Raw genomic sequence first — 23,037 nt, 5'->3', positions numbered from 1 at the left:
CTCCCATCCCTCGACACCGGCGTGGACGGGTGTCGCTCGACCCGCGCGGGATCAGTTGCTGGCCGCCGCCCGCTCCTCGGCGGACGTGAGCGGCCCCTGTCCGAGAACAGTCCGAGCCCCCGGCGTGAGTCGATTGACGACCGCCTGTCCCTGCCGCTCTCGGTTGACCAGGCCGTCGTCCTCCAGCCTGGAGAGGTGGTACGTGACCGTACTCGGGTCACGGTCGACGCGTTCGGCGAGGCCGGACACGGTGTCGGCCGACTCCGCGAGTGCCTCCAGTACGGCCCGTGCCGGCGCTGATTCCATGGCGAGTTCCAGCGCATCCGGGGCGGTACCGACCGGAAAGAAGCGACGCTTCCCCCGCCGTTTCTCGGACGTGACCAGTCCCCGGCGTTCGAGTACCTTGAGGTGGTACCGAACCGTCGGCCTCGGGGCGTCGATCGCCGCGACGTCGCTCAGTGCCGCGAGGTACGTCCCGGGTTTCGCCCGAAGGTGATCGTAGAGCGATGCTCGCGTCTCGTGCGTGATGTCGGCGGGTCGTGCGTTCGCGTTCATGAGTTGAACCTCGATCGGCGGCGTCGGCACTGCCCGAGTCAGCCGCTGCGCTAATCACCGATTATTCCACCGTCGGCGGTGAGGGTCGTGCGAGCGCCGTCCGGTCTCCCTTCGCTGTCGACTCGGAGGGCCGAGAGCCCCAAAAACCGGGGCGTTCGTCTCAACCGTGTCGACCGTTTCGAACGGGAAACGGAACTGTTTCGAAGGGAGGGTGTCCGGCGTGGGTGGTGTTAACATCGGATTAAACGCCGGAACAGGGGGTTCACGGCCGGGTGAAGCGATCCGACGACGCAGCGACTCAGCGTCGTTCGGTCAGGTCGTTCGCTCGGTCAGAGACGACCGGTGTGAACTGGTCGGCGTGGTCAGTCGGCGCGTCGGGCGTAGCAGGCGCGAGGCTGGGCGCGAAGACGAGCAACGCAACGACCACCGCGGTGGATGTGGTACGCATGGAGGCCTGGTCGACTCTGCGGTAGGACTGCCGTGTCTGCGCTGTTCCGAAAATACGTTCTGGTTGAGACGAACGTCAGTACGGCCGACGGAGGCCTCATCAGACCCTCTATCCGGTTCGACAGGCGGACGATCAGAGCGCCGGTATCGTCGGTGCCGCGGACGCACCGAAGGAGTCGGTGTGGTTCGTCGCCCGTGTCTCTGCGGACGATTCGACGCCGGCACGTCGGTGTTACGTCGTAGCGTACCTGGTACCTATACGAAAGCGTGACCGACGGGACGAGAGACGTCCGACAGCGAGAGGAACAGGAACAACGGACGGTGCCGTGAACCGACACGGCACCACACATGGCTGACAGGGTGGTGTGGAGACGGCTGGCGGGACGTTCAGCGGCAGTTCGTCCACCACCTCCTTCCGAACTCGGTCATCGTGTCGAATGGATGGGTGATGTGTGTTAAAATTTCTGTGTTACGCTGTACTCAGTATATTAGGTGTTATAACGAGGTATTCCGAGAGAATCTCCCCGTGATCGTGAACCAACTCTGGCCTCGTATGACTCGACTGACAGCGGAGGCGACTCCGGCAGTTTCCTGGGGGTGAACAGCCGTGGCCCGTCGAGCGGACACGGACGTTTGGTCCACTCCTCTTGGCGGCGCTGCTCAGCGCCGCCAGCGTGCTGGTCGGTCGACTATCGGCTTGCCGGTCGCGCTCGACCGGTGAGAACGACCACCGGTTTTTGTGCGGTCCGCGCCGTACACCGGGTATGGCCACGTCCGGTCGGACCCGCGCCGCCGCCTGGCTCCGTCGACACCGCCTCGCGGGCTTCTTTCTCCTGACGTTCGCACTCTCGTGGGGTGTTCCCCTCCTCGTCCTCGCCATCGCCCCGCTCGTGGGCAGGGAGGCGACCGTCTCGGGCTACTCCCCGCTCGCGTTCCTCGCCGTCTGGTCGCCGGCCATCTCGGCGTTCGTCGTCGTCGGCCTCGTTGACGGCCGGGCGGGCGTCCGGGCGTACGCCCGTCGTGTCACCGAGGTTCGAGGCGGACGACGGTGGTACGGTGCCGTCCTCGTCGGCGTCCCCCTGACGTACCTCCTCGCGGCCGTCGTCGCGAGTGCGACCGGCGGCCCGCCGTTGCGACTCGAACCCGGGTGGCTCGGGGCGTTCGTGACCGTGTCGTTCCTCCGACTGACCCAGGGCCCCGTCGAGGAACTCGGTTGGCGCGGGTTCGCGCTCCCGCTCCTGCAACGACGCTACAGCGGCCTCGTCGCGGGCGTCCTCCTGGGGCTGGTCTGGGCGCTGTGGCACGCGCCCGCGCTCGTCATCGCGACGGCGGAGTTCGCCCGCGGCGGGCCGCTCCTCCCGGGTCTGGTCCGCCTCTTCGTCACGCTCGTCGCCACCTCCGTCGTCGTCACCGTCGTCTACAACGGCTCGGAGGGGAGCGTCCCGCTCGCCGTGGGCTTTCACTGGTTGACGAACCTCGCGTACCCCTGGGAGTCGACGACGACCGTGCCGCTCGCGCAGGACGTCGTGTTCGTCCTCGTCTCGCTCCTCGTCGCCGTCACGGTCGGCCGCCGGTACCTGGGTCGGGAGCGCCTCGCGACGACGGTGTACGGGACGAACGGTGACCCCGCTGCGGGGTCGACCGCAAGCCGCTGACGACGGGAGCGAACGCGTCGCGGTGACTTCGCGCTCGCGGCCGTCGGCGGGTGTCTCCGGTCCGGGGACGAGAGAGCGTGGGGATTTTTCCACCACGCACCCGGCCTTCGAACCATGAGCTGTATCTTCTGTCGCATCGTCGACGGCGACCTCCCGAGTCGAACGGTGTACGAGAGCAGCGAGGCGCTCGCGTTCCTCGACGCGAACCCGCTCACGAAGGGACACACGCTCGTCGTTCCGAAAGACCACTACGAGACGGTCGGCGACCTCCCACCCGAGGCGGCGGGCGCGGTGTTCGAGGCGGTCAGCGCCGTCACGCCCCGGGTCGAGGCGGCGGTCGACGCCGACGCCACGACCGTCGCGGTGAACAACGGCGAGGCCGCGGGACAGGAGGTCCCCCACACGCACGTCCACGTCGTCCCACGGTTCGAAGGCGACGGCAACGGACCGATCCATCGGCTGTTCTCCGCGCGTCCGTCGCTCTCCGACGCGGAACTGGACGATATCGCGGCCGCGATTCGAGACGTGGAGGTGTGAGGCGGTCGCCGCCCGAGTGATACCGTCGTCCGAGCGACGCGGTCGCCGGGCGGTCCACGCTCATCCGGCCCCGGTTCCCGCACGCGGAGAATCGCCGGGTGAACCTATGACGCTCGCCGACCTCTCTGCACCCATGACACTCGACGAACTCGACGACTACGGGATGGTTCGGATGACGGACGAGGAGGTCGCGGGCTACCTCGCGAGCCAGCGCGTCGGCGTGCTCGGTCTCCCCGCCGAGCGCGCGCCGAGTCTGCGTCCGATGTCCTTCGGGTTCGACGGCGACTCGCGGCTGTACCTCCTGTACGTCCTCGGGGAGGAGAGCCGCAAAGCCGAACTGAGCGCGGCGGCCGAGTACGCGCGCTTTCTCGTCTACAGCGCCGAGACGCCGTTCAACTGGCGGAGCGTCCTCCTCACCGGTCGACTGACCGAGGTGCCCGAGGCGGACGTCGAACGCGCCGAAGAAGTCCTGACCGACGCGTGGCGCCCCGACGTGTTCGAGCGCGCCAGTCGGGTCGAGGCGACCCGCCTGTACTGCTTCGATATCGAGGAGCGAACGGGGCTGAAACACCTCGGACTCCCCCCTGGGTTCGAAGACCAGCGGACCGGGTGACGCGCGTGGTGGGGCGCGGCCGCCCGGGTCAACCCTGCACCTGAAGGCGGAACGCCTTACTGACCAAGTCGTGTTGAACGTGACACGACGCGCTCGAAACCAAGACCGAGCGCTGCCGACTAAGAGGACACAGTGGCTGACACCGAGTCCGACTGTGCTCTCGCGCCCTGCGCTGGTCCTCCGCGTCGCCCACAATGCCTGACTCAGACCGACTCCGAGACTCCTCGACGACGTACGCCCACCTCGGATGGTTGCTGTTCGTCGTCGGTCTCGTCGCGAGCGCCGCGTTCGTCGCCTGGCACGTCGTCGGAATGGTCGTCCTCGGCGTGTTCGGGTACTACGCGATGCGGCCGATCCGCGACCGGGTCGAGTCCGTCGTGGAGTCGCGGCAGGTCGCGGCCGTCGCGACGGTCTTGGCCGTGCTCGTTCCGGTCGTCCTGCTCGTGTTCTACCTGGGCGTCCGGGCCCTCAGTCGGCTCCAGCGGATGTCTCACCCGCTCACGCCCGCTTCGTTAGTCGACCGACTGAACGTCCTCGGCTCGCTCACACCCGAACAGCGCCAGCAGGTGCAGACGCTCCTCTCCGACCCGACGGCGGTGCTCAGTGGGTCGGGAGGCGCGCTGTTCTCGAACGTCGACCTCGTCACCCAGGTCGTGGGGGCGGTCACCGGGCTCTTGATGCTGCTTGCGCTCGCCGTGACGCTCTCGTACGTCTTGCTCGCCAGAGACCACGGGCTGTCGTCGACGTTCGTCGACCTCGTCGGCGGGCGCGACACGACGGTGTACGCGTACGCCGCCGCCGTCGACGAGGACCTCGAGTCGGTGTTCTTCGGTAACTTCCTGTTCGCGATGCTCATGGCGGTCGTCGCGGTGGTCGTCTACTGGGCGACGAACCTCCTCGCCCCGGACGAGATGGCCGTCCCGATGGTACTCGCGCTCGGACTCTTGACGGGCATCGCGAGCCTCGTCCCGATCGTCGTGGGCAAACTCGTCTACGTCCCCGTCCTCGCGTATCTCGGCGTCCAGGCGCTCCGGTCGGGGGGCACGGAACTCGCGTTCGTCGGTGCCGTCGGCGTCGTGTACGTCCTCGTTCTCGACCTCGTTCCGCAGGCGCTCGTCCAGCCGTACCTCTCGGGGCGTCGCCTCGACACGACGCTTCTCCTCTTCTCGTTCATCATCGGGCCGATGGTGTTCGGCTGGTACGGCTTCTTCCTCCTGCCGATTCTGATGATTCTCCTGCTCGAAGCGGTCCGTCTCGTCCTGCCGGAACTGCTGCGCGGCGATCGACCCCGCCCGTCGGTGTTGGTCGACACCGACCCGGGGACGAACCCCCGAGAGGAGCGCGAGGACGTTCCCGACCAGGGTGAGGACGTCGAAGACGTCCCCGACCGGGGCGAACCCGTCGGGGACGTCCCCAGACAGAGCGAGACGGCCGACGACTGACCCGTTTGGGCGAGAACGTCCGTGTGCGGTGGGCCGGACCACTCGCTCCCGACTCGCCGACTCCTTCTGCCGACCCTCTGTCACCGCCGCTCGAACGAGACACGTCCCGCGACATCCCGGTCGACCACCGACGGGGCGGAGGTGGCTCGACGCCGACGTTCTCCCCTCCGGTGGGTCGGGCGGCTCAGCGCCGTCCTGCTCCCGAGGCGTGGACCGTCTCTACCACGAGTCGAACCGTCCGTGGTCGAACGTCACACGCTGCAGACGCAGGTACTCACGCTGCGTGGCGGAGACGGCGCGCTCGAACGAGGCTCCGCCGTCGAGACGGTCGTGGACCCGGTCGAGCGTCCACCGCGCGGGCGTCCGCTCACGCGCGACGCGTGCAGTGAGCGGCGCGAGGATCTCGGTCGCGCGGCCGGCTTCGAACCCGGCCGCCTCCAGTCCGTCGCGTGCACACGCGAACAGGTCGTCGAACAGCTCTTCGGTCGAGGTCGTTCGCTCGCCCGTGCGGTCGATCCACCGGAGGTCGGCCGCCAGACCGTCGGCCGCGGCCGCGTAGAAGTTGTCGCGCGCGTCGGTCCAGTCGAGCGCCGCGACCGGGTGGTCCCGGGACGGCAGGTCGGTCATGAGGCCGGCGAACAGCCCGAGAAACGCGACGCCGTCGCGGATTGTCGGCTGTCCCGGTAACGGCCGAAACTCGATGCGGACGTTCGCGGTTCCGTCGCCTCCCTCGTCGAAGACGGGACGAACCCAGCGCCAGTAGCAGCCGTGTTTGTGGGTGAAGTGCGTGAGCCGGCCGGCGTCGTCGGACTGGACCGGGAGGAGCGTCGGGTCGTCGACGATGGCGTCGACCGCGTCCGCGACCGAGTCGACGTCCTCGGGGAAGGCGACTTTCGGCGGCGCGCCCTCGCTGTTCATGACGCTCTCGAAGACGCCGATGCGGTTCTCCATGCGACAGTCGGCGAGAATCGTCTCCGCGTCCGCGTCGTCGTAGAGGTCCGGGGGGAACAGCGGGGAGTTGACGCCGAGCGCGAGCAGCGGCCCCGCGACCCGCAGCGCGTACCCGAAGTACTCGGGGAGGTCGGTCGCCGTCGGGACGACGCAGTGCGGCTGGATCGACGTCGTGAGGCTGTTCAACAGCGCCGTCTCGCCGTGATAGGTGACGTGTGGCGCGTCGAGTTTCGTGTCCGCCGCCCGCCCCTGTGCGTGGTAGCGGGCGGCGTCGACCATGTTCGTCGCCAGCGCCGTCGTGTCGTTCCGCTCGCAGTCGGTGAGGTACGCGACGGAGCCTTGGTCGGCGGGAATCGTCCACATCCCGTCGCTCACCAGCCGCTCGCCCGACCCGAGGAGACGGTCGCTCGCCGCCTCGAACCGCGCCCGCAGTTCCGCCTCGACTGCGTCGAGTCCGTTGTCGGAGAGCGGCTGTGGGCTGACCTGAAACTCCAGCTGGTGGCGACCGATCTCCTCCTCACAGCCCGGGAGGTCGTCGGGGGGCGACGAGACCGTCGTGAGCGCGCCGGCCTCGTCGACGGCGTAACACTCGTGCTCCAGCCCGACGGTGCGGACGTCGCTGTCGAACTCCCCCTCGGACACCGCGTCGAGCAACCACTCGCTTTCCTCGCGCACCCGCGCGTCGAACGGTGCCGGGTCACGCGCGCAGATCGCTTCGACCCGCGACGCCAGCTGTCGCGTATCCATAACGATTTATTGGCGACGAACAGGCTTCAGCCGAGGCCCTGCGACTGCCGGGTCGTCGTTGCGCTACCGTGAGCGGCTCTCGTCCGTGTCGTCGCCGCTCTCGCCCGAGGCGGTGAGGTCGTGAGTGATTGCCTCGCCCGTCTCGGCGTCGAACAGGTGGACCATCTCGCGGTTCAGGACGATCTCCGTCCGCTGGCCCGCCGCCTCGTAGGTGTCCATGTCGGGCATGGGCGGGATGCTCATCAGCAGGCGCTCTTCGGACTCCATCGCGCCCGCCTCGGCGTCGTCGTTCGACTCGACGTCCTCCATGCCGGACTGATCGGTGGCCGTCCCGCCGTCGGCGGTGGCGCGCGACTGCCCGGACGTCGCGGTGGGGCGCTCGTCGACCAGCACGGTGTAGACGTAGATGTCGTCGCCGACGGGTTCGAGCACGTCCGTCTCGACCGGGATGGACCGGGAGGGAGTGCCGTCCATGTCCGACGCGTCCGCGGCACCGACGGGCCCGGAGTCGGTCTCGAACGTGGCGTCCGCGGCGATGGTGACGTCCTCCGGACGGACGCCGACCGTCACGTCCTGTCCCGGTTCCGTGTCCGGGAGGTCCCGCTCGACGTCGAGCGTGAAATACGCCGTCTCGACGCCGGAGTCGGTGAGCGTCCCCTCGACGAAGTTCATCGAGGGCGACCCGATGAAGCCGGCGACGAACCGGTTCGTCGGGCGATAGTAACACGTCAACGGCTCGGCGAACTGCTGGAGTTCCCCCTCGTCCATCACCGCGATGCGGTTCGACATCGTCATCGCCTCCTCCTGGTTGTGCGTGACGTAGACGATGGTCGCGTCGAGTTCGCGGTGGAGTTGCTGGAGCTGTGTCCGCATGTGGACCCGGAGTTTGGCGTCGAGGTTCGCCAGCGGCTCGTCCATCAGGAACACCGCGGGGTCGCGGATGATGGCCCGCGCGATGGCGACGCGCTGTTGCTGCCCGCCGCTCATCTCGTCGGGCATCCGGTCGAGCATGCCGCCCATCTGGACCATCTCCGCGGCCTCGTCGACCCGGCGGTCGACCTCGTCTTTGTCGACGTTGCGGAGGCGGAGCCCGTAGCTGATGTTGTCGTAGACGTCCATGTGCGGGAACAGCGCGATGTTCTGGAACACCATCGCGATGTCCCGTTCCTTCGGGGGAGGTCCGTGACGTCCTCGTCGTCGATGTAGACGGAACCGGACGTCGGGTCGGTGAGCCCGGCGACCATCTCCAGCGACGTGGACTTCCCACAGCCCGATGGACCGACGAGCGTGACGAACTCGCCGTCCTCGATGTCGAGGTTCAGGTTTCTGACTGCCGTTTCGTCTCCGTACTCTTTCGTGATGTCGTCGTATGTTACGTCTCCCATGGTGTCACTCCTTGAGTCCGCCGGCGGTGAGCCCGCTGACGATCTTCTCCTGCGCGACGACCACGATGATCGCGATGGGGATGACCCCGACGAGGCTCGCGGCCGCCATGAGGTTGTACGAGGTCTGGAACCGCCCCTGGTAGCTGAGGAGGCCCCAGACGATTGTCGCCCAGTTCTGCACCCGACCGTCGGTCATCAAGAACGCGAAGAAGTACTCGTTGTACACCGCGATGAACGTCAGCACGCCCGCGGTCGCGACCCCCGGTGCCGACAGGGGCATGATGACCTTGACCAGCGCCCCGAGCCGCGAGTTCCCCTCGACGCGCGCGGCGTCCTCCAGCCCGTCGGGAATCTGGCTGTAAAAGGTGGTGAGGATGAATATCGACAGCGGGAGGAACAGCGCGGTGTACGGGAGCACCATCGACCCCGGCCCGTTGAACAGCATCGGACTGGTCACGGTCGACCCCCGGGGAGGGTGAAGAACGTGATGTTCGCCGTGAACAGCTGGAACAGCGGGAGGAGGAACGCCGCCGGCGGGAAGTAGCTGATGGCGAGGAAAATGAGCATCAGCGGCGTCCGGCCGGGGAAGTCGAACCGGCCGAACGCGTAGCCGGCGAGGCTCGCGAGCACCAGCACGAGCGCGGTGGTGAACAGCCCGATGACGATGCTGTTGAACATGTAGAGGTGGAACGGCACCTTCGTGAACACCGTCACGAACGCCTCGGGGTTGAACCCGTTCGGCAGCAGACCGACGTCGGTGAGTCGACTGCTCGGCGTCAACGCCAGGACGAGAAGCCAGTAGAAGGGGAACAGCGTCGTCACCAGGAACGAGAGGGTGACGACGTAGAACAGCGCCCGGTAGGTTCGATCGGGGTTCTGCATCGCCCCGCTCGCCCACCGCTGGAGGGCGTTCCGGTCGTTCTCGGCGTCGCTCGTCGCCATCAGAACCCACCTCCGCCGCCCTCGACGTCGGCGAACTTGACGATGTAGATGGACACCACGACGGCGATGATGCCGGCGGTGACGAACGCGACGGTCGCCGCGGAGGCGTACCGACTCGCGCTGAACGACTGGACGACCAGACACGACAGCGACGGGACCGTGCTACACGACGAGACGGTGTCGATGAGTCCGTAGACCCGCATCGCGCCGATGGTCCGGAACAGCATCGCGACCAGGACCGACGGGAGCACGAGCGGGAGCGTGACCGTCCGGAAGCGTTCTATCTTCGACGCGCCCGCGACGTCCGCGACGTCGTACAGCGACCGGTCGATGCTCTGCAGGCCCGCGAGGATGATGAGCGCCATGAACGCGGAGGTCTTCCAGACGTCGGCGACGATGACGATGACGAGCGAGTCGAAGCTACTCGACTGTGGCGTCGCCGAGAAGAGGCCGAGTTGGTGCAGCGGTTCGACGAGGAAGCCGACCGTCGGCTGGAACAGGAGGTAGAAGATCATCCCCTGGATGGCGATGGGCACCGCCCACGGGAGGATGATGGCCACGCGCGCCCAGCGGCGCCCCCTGAACTCCTGATTCAGCACGAGCGCCTGTCCGAACCCGAGCAGCGTCTCGAAGAGGACGCTGACGACGGTGAAGAGCACCGTCACGGTCACCGCGCTCGTAAAGGGCTGGCTCAGGTCGAAGAAGGGCCGGGGGAGGGCGGCGTTGCGGTTCCCCAACAGCAGGTCGACGTAGTTCTGGAGGCCGACGAACGCGCCGAGACGCTCGGAGCCGTAGAGGACGTCCGCGTGCAGCGACATCTGGAACGTCCGGAACAGCGGCCAGAACGCGACGATACCGAAGACGACGAGTCCCGGCAGGAGGAGGAGGTACGCGAACTGCGTGTCGCTCAGGTTCTCGACCCACCGCCGCGGACTGGGGAGCGACCCCGAGAAACGGCTGCCGGTGTCGGTCGACATCTCACGACCCTCCGCCGGCGGTGCCGTTCTGGGACGTCCCGCCCTGCCCAGCCGTGTTCGTCCGGTCCGATGCCGCCTCGATGACGTTGAGCTGTCGTTCGAGCGTCTTCATTGCCTGCGTCGGCGTGGCGTCGCCGCTGAACGCGGCGTTCGCTTGCTGTGCGATCTTCGTCGACTCCTGCGGCCAGGCGACGGTCACGGGACGGGGGACGGCGTTCTCGACGGTCAGCCGCAGCGTGTCGAGATACCGCCCGACGACCGGCACCTGCTTCGCGCGTTCGGACTCGAACAGGTCGGGCCGCGGCGGGAGCCAGCCCAGCGTCTCGAAGAGGAACAGCTGGAACTCCTCGCTGACCATCGCCTCCATGACCTCCAGCGCCCGTTGTTTGTTCTGTGCCTTCGGATTGAGACAGACGTGCCACCCGCCGAGGGAGGACATGGTGCCGCCGTACCCCTCGATTTCCGCCTCGTCCTCCCGGACGCCGTAGGGAATGGGCATGACGCCGAGGTCCTCGCCGAACTCCCCCTCGGCACCGTTGATGGCGATGGCGTACGGCCAGTTGCGGTGCATCACGGCGCGACCGCCCGTGAACGGCTTCCGCGAGGGTTCCTCCGTCCACTGGAGGACGGCCCGGGGTGCGATGTTCCCGGCGATGGCGTCGAGCGTGTTTGGCGCGTCTCCGTGGATGAACGAGCGGACCATCTTCGTCGCCTTGATGACGGGGTCGCTGTTCACCGTCACGGGCCGCCCGTCGACCGGGCCGAAGAGGTTCTCCTTCGGCCCGAAGTACGACCCGCCCCAGGTCCCGATGAACTCCTTGAAGTCACAGCAGGAGAGTCCCTCGTAGGCTTTCGCCTGAAAGGTGAACCCGTACGTCGTGTCCGTCTGCTCTTGGGTCCGCTTCGTCACCTTCGAGAACCGTTCCCACGACATGGGCGTGGTCGCCCACTCTTCGTCTTCGGGGGCGAACCCGGCCTCCTCTACGAGGTCCTTCCGGTAGAGGATGGAACCGGTCGTCGGAAAGAGCGGAACGCCGTAGACGTCGCCGTTACGGTCCTCCAGCGACTGGACGAACGTCTCGAAGTACTCGTCCTGGACGGTCTTCGCCAGGTCGGGTCTGAGTTCCGAGACGTTCGCGAGTTGGTTCCGGACGATGAACGGAATCGTCCACCCGCTGTCCATCATGAACAGCGAGGGCTGTTCGAGGTTCGCGGACAGCCACCGGTTGTACTGCTGCTTGCGAGCGCCAGTCGAGGCGGCGCCCGCGATGGCACTCAGTTCGACGTCCTTCGAGAGTCCGACCTCGTGCAGTTTCGACTGGATCGCGTCGAGGTTGTTCTTCACGTCGGTGTTCGCCGCGATCTGAACCGTACTCGGCGGGGTCTGCCCGCGCGCCAGACAGCCCGTGAGGCTGCCGCCGACGGCGGCACCGGCCGAACCGACCGCCTTCAGCACCTGTCGGCGGTCGACCGATCGGCCCCGGTCAGCCGAGTGACCCTCACGCTCGGGCATGAGTGATCCACCCGCGTCGGGGTCTACCGCCCCGACCGGAAGTCCCTGTTGCGTATGACATGTTCGTTCGTGACTCACCGTATCAACGACAGTCGCGCCGTCTATCCTCTCTGCTTGCAAAGCCAGGCTCGACGCCAGAGACGCTCGGGGAGACACGAGGACCGCTCGCGCGGAGATCGGACGCGACGCCGTTCGACACCGCGAGCACGGCGTACGCGACGGGGGCGTGCGACGACGCTCCCCCGACCGAAAGAGCTACCGCCACGCTTGTCGACCAGCCAGTCCATGACAACTATCGTCATCGGCTCGATTCCGGCCGAAGAGTTCGCTTTGAACCACACGCTGGAGTCGGTTCCGGAGGTGAGTTTCGAGTGCGAGCGCATCATCGAGAGCGGTGACGACGCGATCATGCCGTTGCTGTGGGTGCGAAACGCGGACGAGGACCTGCTCGAACAGGCCTTCGAGGAGGACCCGAGCGTCGGCGCCGTCACGCAACTCGCCGCGTTCGAAGACGAGCGCCTCTACCGGATGGACTGGATTCGACACGTTCGCCTCCTCCTGCAGATGCTCACCCACTCGGACGCCACCATCCTCGAAGCGTACGGACGGGACGGAGCGTGGCGACTGCGGGTGCTGTTTCCCACCCGCGATAGCTTCTCGGGCACCCACGACTTCTGTCACGAACACGGACTCACGTTCGACATCGAGTCGATCCGCGACATGGAGGGCGAACCCTCCGGACGGTACGGCCTCACCGACGCGCAGTATCGGGCGCTCGTGGAGGCGGTCCGACGGGGGTACTACGACGTCCCGCGGGGGAGACGCTCAAGGAAATCGCCGCGGACCTCGACGTCTCTCACCAGGCCCTCTCGGAACGCCTTCGACGGGGGACCAAGTCGTTGATCGAGGACACGCTTCTGGTCGGTGTCCCCCCGACCTCCACTGAGGTCGGCACCCTGGATGCGCCGTGGGTCCTCCAGCGAGGGTCGGCACGCACGAGCAAGCATCAGCGACTCCTCCGAACGGGCCGTTGTCACGTGTGCAATGGCATATCAGTTCACAGAAGACGACCGTAACAAGCGAGTCGTTACCGCCGAGGGCCACCACGTCGGGTCGGTCCAGACGATCGACGGTGCCCGCGCACGGGTCGACCGAAGCGAGAGCGACAGTCTCACCGACAAGATCAAGGGGATGCTCGGCTGGGACGACGACGACGCCAACGAGATTCGCGACGAACACGTCGACCGGTCCGACGAGGACCACATCTACCTGCGCCAGCACTGATCGCTCGACCTGTTCGACCGCGCCGACCGGCGACGCTGACGGACGGTTTCCCGGTCAGTAATCCGGCGGCGCGTACACGTTGACCGTCTCCAGCGGCGCCGACCCCGTATTCGTTATTTCGTGCGTCTCACCCGGTTCGATGAGGAGCAGCGCGCCCGGTTCGAGGGTGATCGACTCGTCCTCGACGGTGGCCGTGCCGCTCCCCGAGACGACGTAGAGCCACTGGTCGCTCGCGGCGTGGGCGTTCTCCGGGCCGCCGGTCGATTGTCCGGGGGCGAGGACCATCGTCGCCGCCTGCGAGCGGTCGGTGCCGCCGACGACGTCGAAGAAGCCGCGCATGGAAGCCGTGTCGATGCGTTGCATCGTCCGGGAGGCTCGACCCGGACGAGCAAAACGCTTGCCCGGCGGTGCTGGCGTGTACTTCCTGAGGGCGCCCGGCCCCTCGTCGATTCGGATGCAGTCGCGTCGGAGCGAGGAGTATCGACGGCGAAACCGGACGGAACCCGGACCGATAACCGACTATCGCCTGCCATCGCACCTCACCCCCGACGCACCGTTCGATAGCTGACCACTCGACGTCCCTCTCTCGGCGTGTGGACGGCGAACACTAGACTCCGTACGCTCGCATACGCGCAGGTGGCGATACACGAGAACGAGCGTGTGCCCCGACGCCGGAGACCGACGGCCGGGTCGGTGCGAGTACCGGTACGTGGTATCGCTGGCGTGAGTCGGGCCCCTCAGTTATCGGCCCGCCCAACGGAGTAGAGCCGATGTCAACGAACGTTCGGTACGACGTCACCGACTCGGTCGCAGTTCTCACCATCGACCGCCACGAGCGTCGCAACGCGGTCGACCGCGAGACCGGGGAGCAACTCCGCGACGCGCTCGTGCGGTTCGACGCCGACGCCGCCGCCGCCGTCGGCGTCATTACCGGGAGTGGAGGCACGTTCTGTGCGGGCGTCGACCTCCACGACCTGGCGGCCGGCGCGTCGCTCGAAGGCCGCGACACCGGGTTCATGGGCTACTCTCACCTGGAGGTCCGCAAGCCCCTGATTGCGGCCGTCGAGGGGCACTGCGTGGCCGGCGGCCTCGAACTCGCGCTCTTCTGTGACCTGCGGGTCGCCGGAGACGGTGCGGTGTTCGGGCTGTTCCAGCGTCGGTTCGGGATTCCGCTGACCGACGGCGGGACGCAGCGCCTGCCACGCATCGTCGGTCTCGGCCGAGCGTTGGAGATGATTCACACCGGGCGCGCGGTCGACGCCGAGGAGGCGCACGACTGGGGACTGGTAAACCGGGTCGTCGAGGACGGGACCGCGCTCGAGGCCGCCGTCGAGATGGCGTCGGGGATTACGGCCTTCCCACAGCAGACCGTCCGCACGGACAGGCGGGCCGTCTTCGAGGGACTCGGCGAGTCGCTTCGAGCGGGGCTGGCTATCGAATCGTGGTGGGGGACGCACTCGATGGAGACCGGTCGCGAGGGGGCGAAGCGGTTCGTCGACGGCGAAGGCCGCCACGGCGACGGGGTGTTCGAGCACTGAGACGACCGCTGTCCACCGACACGAGCGTCGTCACTCGGCGAGCGAGCCCTTCCTTCCGGGTCGAACGGTCCCACCAGCCATGAGTGACACCGACGCCCCCGAGTGGCACCGTGAGTGGCACGAACTCCGGTCGCTCCTCGGCTGCAAGTGGACGCTCCACGTACTCAGGCTCCTCTCGACCGACTCGTACGGGTTCAACGAGATTCAGCGCGAACTCGACGGCCTGACGCCGACGATGCTGTCGCGGCGACTGACGCAGTTGACCGAGTACGGGCTGGTCAACAGGGAGCTGATACCGGACTCGCCGCCGCGGACCCGGTACGAACTCACCGAGACCGGCGTGGCGTTCACCGAGATACTGCGACAGCTCGAACAGTTCACGCCGCTCGTCGAGAACTGAGGGGACGGCGCCGCCACGAGCGCTGCGGACCGACGCGAGCCCGCACGGTCACGGAGTCACCACGCCCAGCAGCCGCACCACACCCAGGAGCGTCGCCACCGCGGCGACCGTGGTCACGAGAACGGTCGCGGAGGCGAGGTCGGCGTCACCGCCGAGTTCGCTCGAGCAGATGTACGTCGAGACGGCCGCGGCATCGCGAGCATCAGCACGACGGCACGGAGCGTCGTCGGCGAGGCGGCGAGCGCGAGGAACACCGCCCACGCGACGACCGGCGCGAGCAGCAGCTTCACCCCCGCGACCGTACCGACGAGTCGCCAGCCGAGCACGTCCGAGAGCTCTCGACCCATGGTCGACTCGAAGACGAGCGCGGGGAGCGCGACGTAGAAGGCGGCCGAGGTGAGCACGTCGCGCCGACGCCGCGTCAGAGTCCGACCGCCCGCGCGCCGGCACCGAGCGTCAGGAGACCGAGCATGTAGCCGAGTTGCGTCGCGACGCTCACTGTCGGCGCTTCCGCGAGCGGACGGATGGGCGTTGCGGTCTCACTCACGCTCCGCGAGTGTGAGCGCGAGCCAGTCGAACAGTTGCCGTCGGAACCGTACCTCCGCCGGGCGCGAGAAGCGGTGGCCCTCCCCCGCGAGGACCTGGAGCAACACGCTGACGTCGAACGCCGCCGTCGCGTCGAGGCTGTCCCCGGGCGCGACCGACTCGTCGTCGGCCCCGTGAAAGAGCGCGACCGGGACCGTTAGTTCGTCGGTCACGTCGTCGAACGCGTACCGCTCGAAGTCCGCGAAGAACCGCTCGTCCACGGTGTGCCCGGTGTCGTACGTGAACTCCCCCTCGCGTTCGACGACGGCCCGCATCCCGTCGAACGTGCGGTTGTACGTCAGCGGCGCGCGGCCCGCGACGGCCCGTATCCGCCGGTCGGAGTCGACCGCGGCGTGGAACGCCGTTTTCGCCCCGAAACTCGACCCGACCAGCGCGTACGAGGGCGCGTCGAAGTGCGCGAGGACGGCCCGGAGGTCCGCGACTTTCGAACGCAGGGTCTGGTCGACGAACTCGCCCGCCGACTCCCCACAGCCGCGGAAGTCGAAGCGAACCGCGTGGTATCCCTCCTCCGCGGCGCGCGCACAGCGCCCCTCGTAGCTCCCGGACTTGTCGCTGACGAAGCCGTGACAGAAGACGAGCCACGTCTCTGTTCCGGCCGTTTCGGGCGCGTGGTGGACGGCCGCGAGTCTCTCCCCAGTGTCGGTCGTGACGGCGTGTGTCGTAGGCATCGGTCCGGTCTCTGATGAGTGAGTCACGCCGAACCGGTATCAGGGCGTCGCCCCGTCCGGGAGATGCTCACGAGCGCGAGCCGATATCAACGCCGAGAGTCGCGAGGGAGCGCTTTTTACCACGGCCACGACACCGCCGGTATGACCTACGCGACTGCCGCGTTCGTCGGCGCGACCGGCGGCGCAGGGACGACCCGGACGACCCTCGAAGCCGCCGTCGTGCTCGCGGCCGACGGCGCGGACGTGATCGTTCTCGACGCGGCCTACGCGACGCAGGGGCTCGGCGACTACCTCTCGGGACGGCTCGACCCCGACCTCACGACGCTGGTGACCGATCGGACGGACGGCCCCTTGGACGTCGGACTGGTCGAACTGGACGTGGATGCACCCGGTGAGGTCGCCTGCTGTCCCGTCGACGCGCCGTTCGAGCGACTCGCCCGCGCGAAGCGCGTCGAGGCCGCACAGGCGTTCGAGCGCCGAATCGAGGAGGCGGTGGCGGCTGCCGATCACGTGCTCGTCGACGTGCCTCCCCTCGCGGCGAACCAGGCCGTCGCGGCGACGACCGCCTGCGAGCGCGTCTGTCTCGTCTCGCCCGGTGGTGACCGCGGCGCCGACGCGACGAACCGACTCCGCGAGCGAGTCGCCGACGTCGGCGCGACGGTCGACACTGTCGCGGTCGTCGAAGGGAGCGACGAACGGAACGCGGCTGACATCCTCGTCCCGTCGACGGAGCGGCCGCTCCCCGGCGCGCTTTCGGACGAGCGGTACGGACGGGCGGTCGCCTCGCTCGTCTCTCGCCTCCTCGACCGCGACGTGACCGGCGTCGGCGGCTCGGGCGGCCTCTTCAGCGGGGTCACGGAGCGAGTGCGGCGGTAACTGGGGGCGCAGAAGAGAGGTCGAAGAGAGGATGAAGCGGGGTCGACCGACGTCGAAGACGGGTCAGACGAGGTCGGCGGCGTCAGTCATCGTCTCGGCGAGCGTCTCGCGTTTCGTGACGCTCGCGTTCGTCACAGGAGAGAGCGCCGCCTCGGCCGCCTCGACGAGTCCGGGGACGGGGTCGTGTGCCTCGACGTACGCGGTGAGGGCGAACTCCGTCGGTGTCGCGCCGGTGAGAGTCACCGCGTCCGCGCGTGTAAGGTCGCCCGCGAGCCAGTCGCGCACGACCTCTCGCCCGACCGGGCCGAGCGGCGATATTCCCACCTCGCCACAGAGATGGAGCGTCTTCGCAGCCGTCATCGGGGCGACGCCCGCCGCGCGGGCGAGGTCACCGACGCTCGTTCCGCTCGCGTACCGTTCGAGGACCGTCGCCGCCGCCTCCGGCGTGCAGGGAAGGGCGTCCGCGTACGTCGCGAGTCGGTCGTCGAGGTCCGTCTCCGTCCCGTCGACGGTCGGCACGCCGCGCTCGCGCTGTTTCGTCGTGACCTCGATGCCGGCCGCGATGTCCGACAACGTCATGTGAGCCTTCTCTCTCGGCACCAGTATTAAATTCTCGTATTCGATACTCAAATCTGGAGGGTACGTACCGGTCACCGGTACGTTGAAACGGCGCGCAGAGCGGATTTAACGGCGTTTCCTCCCGTGTTTAAATATTCGATCGCCCCCGATATTCGAATATGAGCACGAGAAACCAGGCGGGCTGCCCCGAGTGCGACGGACGACTGAACACGGACGCGACCGAGACGGTCTGTGCGGAGTGTGGGCTGGTCGTGGCCGCGGACCACATCGATCACGGGCCGGAGTGGCGGTCGTTCGCGGACGGTCCATCGCGCGAGCGGACCGGCGCACCGTTGACGCGCTCGCGGCACGACCGCGGCCTCTCGACCGAAATCGGGCGGTCGACGCGCGTCAAGGGACGCAAGCGGCGTCGACTCGCGCGGATGCGCGTCCAGCACAACCGGGCGCAGATATCGACGAAGCGCGAGCGAAACCAGGTGTACGTCTTCACCGAGATCCGTCGACTGACGTCGCGGCTCTCGCTCCCGACGCACATCCGCGAGATGTCGTCGACGCTCTTCCGTTCGGCGCAGGGCGAAGACATCGTCCGCGGGCGGTCGCTCGAAGGGTTCGCGGCGGCGTGCGTCTATGCGGCCTGCCGGACCCAGCGCGTCTCTCGGACGGTCGAGGAAATCGTCGCCGAGGCACGGGCAGAACGCGACGAGTTGCGCGCGGCGTACGACGCGCTGAATCGCGAACTCGGCCTGCCGACCGGACCGATCGACCCGGCCGAGTACATCCCGCGGTACGCGACGTCGCTCGGGGTCGATCAGGCGACCGAACGCCGCGCCCGCGAGTACGCCGCGTCGTGCCGCAATCGCGGGCTCGATTCGGGTCGCAACCCCAGCGGCGTCGCTGCGGCCTGTCTGTACACGGCCGCGCGCGACCGCGGGGACGACGTGACGCAGGCGGAGGCCGCCGCGGTCGCCGACGTCACGCCCGTGACCGTCCGGAACACGTACACCGACCTCCGCGAGGAGTAGCCGTGGGTATCTCGGTGGCCGTCGAGGGGGTGGGGAACCGGCCAAACACAACCCTTACACCCACCAGTACCCCACCGGAGACCAGATGCGCGAGCACTTCGAACTCCGCCACACCGACGTCGCGGGGCGTATCGGCGAACTGACCGTCCCCCGCGCGGGCGTGACGGTCGAGACGCCGGCGCTCATGCCGGTCATCAACCCGAACATCGAGACCGTCGCTCCCGCGCGGCTGGAGGAGGAGTTCGACGCGCAGGTGCTCATCACCAACTCCTACATCATCCGCTCCACGGAGGGACTCCGCGAGCGCGCGCTCGACGAGGGGCTCCACGAGATGCTGGACTTTTCGGGTGCCATCGTCACCGATTCGGGCTCGTTCCAGCTCGCCGAGTACGGCGAAATCGACGTCACCACCCGAGAGATCGTCGAGTTCCAGCGCGATATCGGCTCGGATATCGGGACTCCGGTCGACATCCCGACGCCGCCGGACGTCTCCCGCGAGCAGGCCGAACGCGAACTCCGAGAGACGGAGCAGGCGCTCGCCGACGCGGAGGCGGTCGACGTGGGCGAGATGCTCGTCAACGCGCCCGTCCAGGGGTCGACCCACCCCGACCTCCGCGAGGAGGCGGCACGGAACGCCTACGCGACCGACCTCGACGTCTTCCCCGTCGGGGCGGTGGTGCCGCTGATGAACTCCTACAGATACGCGGAGATGATCGACGTCGTCGCCGCCGCGAAGCGCGGCCTCGGCGTCGACGCGCCGGTTCACCTCTTCGGCGCGGGCCACCCGATGATGTTCGCGCTCGCCGCGGCGATGGGCTGTGATCTGTTCGACTCCGCGGCGTACGCCCTCTACGCCCGCGACGACCGCTACCTGACGGTTCGGGGGACGGAGCACCTGGCCGACCTGGACTACCTCCCGTGTGAGTGTCCGGTCTGTGCGACCCACGCGCCCGCCGACCTGCGCGCCCGCGACGACGCCGAGCGCGAGCGCCTCCTCGCTGAGCACAACCTCCACGTCTCCTTCGGCGAACTGCGACGGGTGAAACAGGCCATCAGGGGAGGCAACCTCCTCGAACTCGTCGAGGCGCGTGCTCGCGGCCACCCCGCGATGCTCGACGGCTACCGGGCGCTTCTGACCCACGCCGACCAGTTAGAGCGAGAGGACCACGTCTCGAAGGATGCCTTCTTCTACCTCTCGACCGAGAGTGCCCGCCGACCCGAGGTCCGCCGTCACCACGCGCGGCTCGACCGACTCCCCGTGACCGGTGAGGTACTTCTCACGGAGGGCAAGGGCGGCTCCGAGGCGTACGACCACGTCTGGCGCGTCCTCCCTCCCTTCGGCCCGTTCCCGCGGGAACTCTCCGACGTGTACCCCCTCACCGCCGAGACGCCCGAACGAGTGGATAGCGCGGCCCAGGAGGCGGCGGCACGGGGCGTGACGCGGCTCGTCGAGGGGAACCCCGACGCCGCGTTCACGCTCGCCCACGACGACTGGGACGCGGCGGCGCTCGTGCTCGTTCCCGACTCCGTGACGCTTCGAAACCGCGTCGTCGACACCGAGTGAGCACGAGACGAGTGCGGGCCCGGGCGTGTCAGCGGTCGTCCATTCGCGCCGAGTAGTCCCAGCTGTGCATCCTGACAGGGTCGACTCTGATACGGACCTCGTCGCGTTCGGGGTCGAGCAGTCGCGCTGCGAGCGCCGAGTCGGTCCCGCCGAGATACCGCTGGAGGAGACGACGGAGGAGCGTCTTGTCCTCGTCGGCGTCGACGGTGGCGTGGCCTCGCCCCCGAACGCCACGATAGGGCGGGTCGTTCGTCGACACCTCGAACGCGACTTCGTCACGGTGTTCGAGATAGCGGACCACGTCCGCCGACCGCCCGGTAGCGCACCACAGCGCGTCGTCCTCCCAGAGATACCACAAAGAGAGCATCCAGAGGCGGTCCTCGGGTGTGCGACAGGAGAGGCGGACGGGGACCGTCGTCGTCAGGAAGTCGTCGACCGCTTCCCGGTCCCAGGTCCCCGTGAGCTTCATACCCCGTGGTTGGGTGGGAAGCGCAAAAACACCGGGGGCGCCGGTGGGGGTGGTCTCGGTGTTCAGTGTGGGTCCCGGTGTTCAGTGTGGGTCCCGGTGTTCAGTGTGGGTCCCGGTGTTCAGTGTGGGTCCCGGTGTTCAGTGTGGGTCCCGGTGTTCAGTGTGGGGGTCTCGACCGTGTCGAGGGGGACGAGAGGCGGTCGAGGATCGACTGGCGTGAGCGTCTGCGGTGCGGCCGCGCCCGCGCCGCATGGCCAGCGGGACGCTCCGCGTCCCGCGCTACTCGCTCACTCGTCCACCGAAGCGACTGCGTCGCTTCGAGCCGTTCGTTCGGTTCTCTCGCGCAGACCTCGCGCGAGCGGTCGCGAGCGCCTCTGTGCGCGAGTACCTCGTTGGGGTGGGTCGAGGCTGCGGTTCACCGCGCCCGTGTACTGTGCGGCGTGTTCGCTCTCCTCACACCGACCGAGGACGCCAGCCAACAAACTCCTGGCGACGTCCCTCACCTGCACTCCCACACGGCGACACGACACACCCGCCCACGCACTCACTGCAGCCACGGCCGGTCGACCGTCTCGAACCGGAATCCGCAGACGGGACAGGTGACGACTTCGGGTTCAGACCGTACGAACCGCCGGGACAGGCCGACGAACCCGCAGTCGGGACACCGGCGGAGGAGCGGGGGCATCATAGGTGGAGAGAGGGCGTCGACCGACAAGAGTCCACGCTCCGACGCGCACTCTCGCGACATCCCTGCTCGGGAGAGACCGCCGAACCTTAGTGTCACAATCGGCGAGGGGCGAACACAGATGCGACACCTCGGTCTCAAAGCGCGGATGGCAGTCGTCGGCTCGGCGTTGTTCGCGTTCTACGCCGTCGCAGCCGTCGTCGCGATGGGCGCGTTCGGGTTCCCGGTCTGGCTCGTCCTCCTCGGGAGCGTCGGCTTCGTCGCCGTCCAGTACAAACTCGGGAAGTGGATGGCGCTGCGGAGCGTCGGCGCCGAGGACCTGCCGGAGGACCGCTACTCCGACATCCACCGCCGCGTCGACTCGCTCTCGCGGGAGATGGGCATCGACAAGCCGCGGCTGATGATCGCGCGGATGGGCGTCCCGAACGCCTTCGCAGTCGGGCGGAAAGGGAACGGAACGGTCGTCGTGAGCGAGGAACTCCTCCGTCGGCTCGAACCCGACGAGGTCGAGGCGGTCCTCGCACACGAACTCGCGCACATTCGCAACCGCGACGTCGTGATGATGGTGCTCGGACAGGGCGTCGCCTCCATCGTCGCCATCGTCGCTCAGTGGGCCGTCCTCCTCACGGGAGACAACGACCTCGCGGACTTCTTCCTGGCCATCGTCGTCGGTCAGATCACGCAGTTGCTCGTGATGCTGTTCGTCTTCGCCATCTCCCGGTATCGGGAGTACGTCGCCGACGCCGACGCCGCCGAGGAGGTCGGCAGCGGCGAACCGCTGGCGACGGCGCTGGAGAAGATCAGCCGACGGAACGAGCGAGTGGACGAGAGCGCGGTCGACGCGAAGGTGAACGCCCTCTGCATCTTCGGCGAGGGGCGCGGCCTCGCGAAACTGTTCGCGACGCACCCCCCGGTCGAGAAGCGCATCGAACGACTGCGCACCTGAAACACGGCGATGGACCTCCGTACCCTGCTCGCGGCCGTCCTCGGCGTCGGACTCGGCCTCGTCCTCGTCGCCGCGCCCGAGAGCGTGATTCGCGTGCACACCGCGGGGCGGCTCCCCTCCGACAGGGGAGGCGAGTACGGCGACGACGCGGGCGTCTCGCTTCCCACCCGGCGGCTCGTGCAGGCGCTCGGCGGGACGATGCTCGGATTCGGTCTCTACTTCGGGTGGGTCGCGCTCGGGTAGTCTCTGGTGCCGACGAACCGAGCGCCTCGCTCGACAGGTCCGCTCGTCGCACCACGGTACCTCTCGGTGAATCTCCTCCCGGCTTCAGACGACGAGTTCGGGAGCGAAGACGACGGCACCGAGCAGACACACCAGCACGAACATCGCCGTCAGTCGGAGGACGCCGGCGGTCCGCCGTCGTTCCTTCGGCAGCGACTCGGCGAGGCCGGACAGCGCACAGCCGACCATCAGAAAGACCCCGCCGAGCGAGGCGGACTCGCCGAACAGAGTGTAATACACGTAGAGGCTCAGCAAGACGAGCGCGCCGGAGAACATGACTGCTGCGTGGCGGCGGCCGGACGGTTCGCTGAACAGCACGTCGCTGACTGTGGAGGGCATCGGGCGTACGTTTCG

At 68.0% G+C, this 23,037-nt stretch carries 26 protein-coding genes and 2 pseudogenes; 13 read left to right on the top strand and 15 right to left on the bottom strand.

The window, feature by feature from the left end:
• Positions 1 to 51: 51 nt before the first annotated feature.
• Positions 52 to 555, bottom strand: coding sequence for a winged helix-turn-helix transcriptional regulator (locus C2R22_RS19185; RefSeq protein ID WP_162562571.1), 504 nt, complete (start codon positions 553 to 555; stop codon positions 52 to 54).
• A 298-nt stretch (positions 556 to 853) separates the two neighbouring features.
• A complete protein-coding gene (locus C2R22_RS25290) occupies positions 854 to 1,003 on the bottom strand; it encodes a hypothetical protein (protein WP_162562570.1) in 150 nt (49 codons plus the stop codon).
• A gap of 763 nt (positions 1,004 to 1,766) precedes the next feature.
• Here C2R22_RS25290 and C2R22_RS19180 point away from each other — a divergent pair.
• The 4 genes from C2R22_RS19180 to C2R22_RS19165 all read left to right on the top strand — a co-directional run bounded on the left by C2R22_RS19180 (position 1,767) and on the right by C2R22_RS19165 (position 5,249).
• Complete coding sequence (locus tag C2R22_RS19180; RefSeq protein ID WP_103427189.1) at positions 1,767 to 2,657, top strand: type II CAAX endopeptidase family protein; 891 nt, start codon at positions 1,767 to 1,769, stop codon at positions 2,655 to 2,657.
• 114 nt (positions 2,658 to 2,771) lie between these two features.
• Complete coding sequence (locus tag C2R22_RS19175) at positions 2,772 to 3,194, top strand: HIT family protein (RefSeq protein ID WP_103427188.1); 423 nt, start codon at positions 2,772 to 2,774, stop codon at positions 3,192 to 3,194.
• A gap of 133 nt (positions 3,195 to 3,327) precedes the next feature.
• Positions 3,328 to 3,807 carry a pyridoxamine 5'-phosphate oxidase family protein gene (locus tag C2R22_RS19170; protein ID WP_103427187.1) on the top strand — a complete coding sequence of 160 codons (480 nt, stop codon included), beginning with the start codon at positions 3,328 to 3,330 and terminating at the stop codon, positions 3,805 to 3,807.
• Positions 3,808 to 4,001: 194 nt separating this feature from the next.
• Positions 4,002 to 5,249, top strand: a complete 1,248-nt coding sequence (locus C2R22_RS19165; protein WP_103427186.1) for an AI-2E family transporter — start codon at positions 4,002 to 4,004, stop codon at positions 5,247 to 5,249.
• 219 nt (positions 5,250 to 5,468) lie between these two features.
• On the opposite strand, the gene C2R22_RS19160 is transcribed toward C2R22_RS19165, so the two are convergent.
• The 5 genes and pseudogenes from C2R22_RS19160 to C2R22_RS19140 form a co-directional block, all read right to left on the bottom strand.
• Entirely contained in the window at positions 5,469 to 6,947 is a 1,479-nt protein-coding gene (locus C2R22_RS19160; protein ID WP_103427185.1) for a hypothetical protein, read from the bottom strand.
• A 63-nt stretch (positions 6,948 to 7,010) separates the two neighbouring features.
• A pseudogene (locus C2R22_RS19155) lies at positions 7,011 to 8,332 on the bottom strand (ABC transporter ATP-binding protein).
• 4 nt (positions 8,333 to 8,336) lie between these two features.
• Positions 8,337 to 9,274 (bottom strand): annotated as a pseudogene (locus tag C2R22_RS19150) (carbohydrate ABC transporter permease).
• Complete coding sequence (locus tag C2R22_RS19145) at positions 9,274 to 10,251, bottom strand: carbohydrate ABC transporter permease (protein WP_103427184.1); 978 nt, start codon at positions 10,249 to 10,251, stop codon at positions 9,274 to 9,276. Before C2R22_RS19145 ends, C2R22_RS19150 begins: the two are co-directional and overlap by 1 nt.
• Before the next feature lies 1 nt (position 10,252).
• Positions 10,253 to 11,764: an extracellular solute-binding protein gene (locus tag C2R22_RS19140; RefSeq protein WP_109745703.1), complete on the bottom strand. Its 1,512-nt coding sequence runs from the start codon at positions 11,762 to 11,764 to the stop codon at positions 10,253 to 10,255.
• Between the two features lie 285 nt (positions 11,765 to 12,049).
• Here C2R22_RS19140 and C2R22_RS19135 point away from each other — a divergent pair, with 285 nt between their 5' ends.
• Together C2R22_RS19135 and C2R22_RS19130 are read left to right on the top strand one after the other, a co-directional pair.
• Positions 12,050 to 12,667 (top strand): helix-turn-helix domain-containing protein, encoded by a 618-nt coding sequence (locus C2R22_RS19135; protein ID WP_245902824.1) that lies wholly within the window; start codon positions 12,050 to 12,052, stop codon positions 12,665 to 12,667.
• Positions 12,668 to 12,808: 141 nt separating this feature from the next.
• Positions 12,809 to 13,048: a hypothetical protein gene (locus C2R22_RS19130; RefSeq protein ID WP_103427183.1), complete on the top strand. Its 240-nt coding sequence runs from the start codon at positions 12,809 to 12,811 to the stop codon at positions 13,046 to 13,048.
• A gap of 54 nt (positions 13,049 to 13,102) precedes the next feature.
• Here the strand turns inward: C2R22_RS19130 and C2R22_RS19125 are convergent, their stop codons facing one another.
• Positions 13,103 to 13,411, bottom strand: a complete 309-nt coding sequence (locus C2R22_RS19125) for a cupin domain-containing protein (protein WP_103427182.1) — start codon at positions 13,409 to 13,411, stop codon at positions 13,103 to 13,105.
• A 407-nt stretch (positions 13,412 to 13,818) separates the two neighbouring features.
• Here C2R22_RS19125 and C2R22_RS19120 point away from each other — a divergent pair, with 407 nt between their 5' ends.
• Together C2R22_RS19120 and C2R22_RS19115 are read left to right on the top strand one after the other, a co-directional pair.
• Positions 13,819 to 14,586: a crotonase/enoyl-CoA hydratase family protein gene (locus C2R22_RS19120; RefSeq protein WP_103427181.1), complete on the top strand. Its 768-nt coding sequence runs from the start codon at positions 13,819 to 13,821 to the stop codon at positions 14,584 to 14,586.
• Positions 14,587 to 14,665: 79 nt separating this feature from the next.
• Complete coding sequence (locus C2R22_RS19115; protein WP_103427180.1) at positions 14,666 to 14,986, top strand: winged helix-turn-helix transcriptional regulator; 321 nt, start codon at positions 14,666 to 14,668, stop codon at positions 14,984 to 14,986.
• A gap of 113 nt (positions 14,987 to 15,099) precedes the next feature.
• Here C2R22_RS19115 and C2R22_RS19110 read toward each other — a convergent pair whose 3' ends face one another.
• Genes C2R22_RS19110 through C2R22_RS19105 form a run of 3 tightly spaced genes read right to left on the bottom strand, consistent with a single transcriptional unit; the run spans position 15,100 to position 16,260 of the window.
• Complete coding sequence (locus C2R22_RS19110; RefSeq protein ID WP_103427179.1) at positions 15,100 to 15,390, bottom strand: hypothetical protein; 291 nt, start codon at positions 15,388 to 15,390, stop codon at positions 15,100 to 15,102.
• A 17-nt stretch (positions 15,391 to 15,407) separates the two neighbouring features.
• On the bottom strand, positions 15,408 to 15,533 hold the full coding sequence (locus tag C2R22_RS27045) for a hypothetical protein (protein ID WP_281259248.1): 126 nt from the start codon (positions 15,531 to 15,533) through the stop codon (positions 15,408 to 15,410).
• Positions 15,526 to 16,260, bottom strand: coding sequence for an alpha/beta hydrolase family protein (locus tag C2R22_RS19105; protein ID WP_103427178.1), 735 nt, complete (start codon positions 16,258 to 16,260; stop codon positions 15,526 to 15,528). Before C2R22_RS19105 ends, C2R22_RS27045 begins: the two co-directional genes overlap by 8 nt.
• Before the next feature lie 141 nt (positions 16,261 to 16,401).
• On the opposite strand from C2R22_RS19105, the gene C2R22_RS19100 reads away from it, so the two are divergent.
• The gene (locus tag C2R22_RS19100) at positions 16,402 to 17,136 is read left to right on the top strand and encodes a P-loop NTPase family protein (RefSeq protein ID WP_103427177.1); all 735 of its coding nucleotides are present in this window, start codon (positions 16,402 to 16,404) and stop codon (positions 17,134 to 17,136) included.
• A gap of 63 nt (positions 17,137 to 17,199) precedes the next feature.
• On the opposite strand, the gene C2R22_RS19095 is transcribed toward C2R22_RS19100, so the two are convergent.
• Complete coding sequence (locus C2R22_RS19095) at positions 17,200 to 17,715, bottom strand: DUF7858 family protein (RefSeq protein ID WP_103427176.1); 516 nt, start codon at positions 17,713 to 17,715, stop codon at positions 17,200 to 17,202.
• Positions 17,716 to 17,873: 158 nt separating this feature from the next.
• Between C2R22_RS19095 and C2R22_RS19090 the strand changes: the two genes are divergently transcribed.
• Both C2R22_RS19090 and tgtA read left to right on the top strand, forming a co-directional pair.
• Positions 17,874 to 18,737 carry a transcription initiation factor IIB gene (locus C2R22_RS19090; RefSeq protein ID WP_103427175.1) on the top strand — a complete coding sequence of 288 codons (864 nt, stop codon included), beginning with the start codon at positions 17,874 to 17,876 and terminating at the stop codon, positions 18,735 to 18,737.
• 85 nt (positions 18,738 to 18,822) lie between these two features.
• Positions 18,823 to 20,301 (top strand): tRNA guanosine(15) transglycosylase TgtA, encoded by a 1,479-nt coding sequence (gene tgtA / locus C2R22_RS19085; protein WP_103427174.1) that lies wholly within the window; start codon positions 18,823 to 18,825, stop codon positions 20,299 to 20,301.
• 28 nt (positions 20,302 to 20,329) lie between these two features.
• Here the strand turns inward: tgtA and C2R22_RS19080 are convergent, their stop codons facing one another.
• Entirely contained in the window at positions 20,330 to 20,770 is a 441-nt protein-coding gene (locus tag C2R22_RS19080; protein ID WP_103427173.1) for a pyridoxamine 5'-phosphate oxidase family protein, read from the bottom strand.
• A 544-nt stretch (positions 20,771 to 21,314) separates the two neighbouring features.
• Positions 21,315 to 21,458 carry a hypothetical protein gene (locus C2R22_RS25700; protein ID WP_173862820.1) on the bottom strand — a complete coding sequence of 48 codons (144 nt, stop codon included), beginning with the start codon at positions 21,456 to 21,458 and terminating at the stop codon, positions 21,315 to 21,317.
• A 118-nt stretch (positions 21,459 to 21,576) separates the two neighbouring features.
• On the opposite strand from C2R22_RS25700, the gene C2R22_RS19075 reads away from it, so the two are divergent.
• Together C2R22_RS19075 and C2R22_RS19070 are read left to right on the top strand one after the other, a co-directional pair.
• Complete coding sequence (locus C2R22_RS19075) at positions 21,577 to 22,401, top strand: M48 family metallopeptidase (protein WP_103427172.1); 825 nt, start codon at positions 21,577 to 21,579, stop codon at positions 22,399 to 22,401.
• 9 nt (positions 22,402 to 22,410) lie between these two features.
• The gene (locus C2R22_RS19070; RefSeq protein ID WP_103427171.1) at positions 22,411 to 22,644 is read left to right on the top strand and encodes a hypothetical protein; all 234 of its coding nucleotides are present in this window, start codon (positions 22,411 to 22,413) and stop codon (positions 22,642 to 22,644) included.
• 84 nt (positions 22,645 to 22,728) lie between these two features.
• Here the strand turns inward: C2R22_RS19070 and C2R22_RS19065 are convergent, their stop codons facing one another.
• Positions 22,729 to 23,022 carry a hypothetical protein gene (locus tag C2R22_RS19065; RefSeq protein WP_103427170.1) on the bottom strand — a complete coding sequence of 98 codons (294 nt, stop codon included), beginning with the start codon at positions 23,020 to 23,022 and terminating at the stop codon, positions 22,729 to 22,731.
• Positions 23,023 to 23,037 lie beyond the last annotated feature (15 nt).

Source organism: Salinigranum rubrum (assembly GCF_002906575.1).
GTDB classification, from domain to species: Archaea; Halobacteriota; Halobacteria; order Halobacteriales; family Haloferacaceae; genus Salinigranum; species Salinigranum rubrum.
This window is presented reverse-complemented; position numbering and strand designations above follow the sequence as displayed.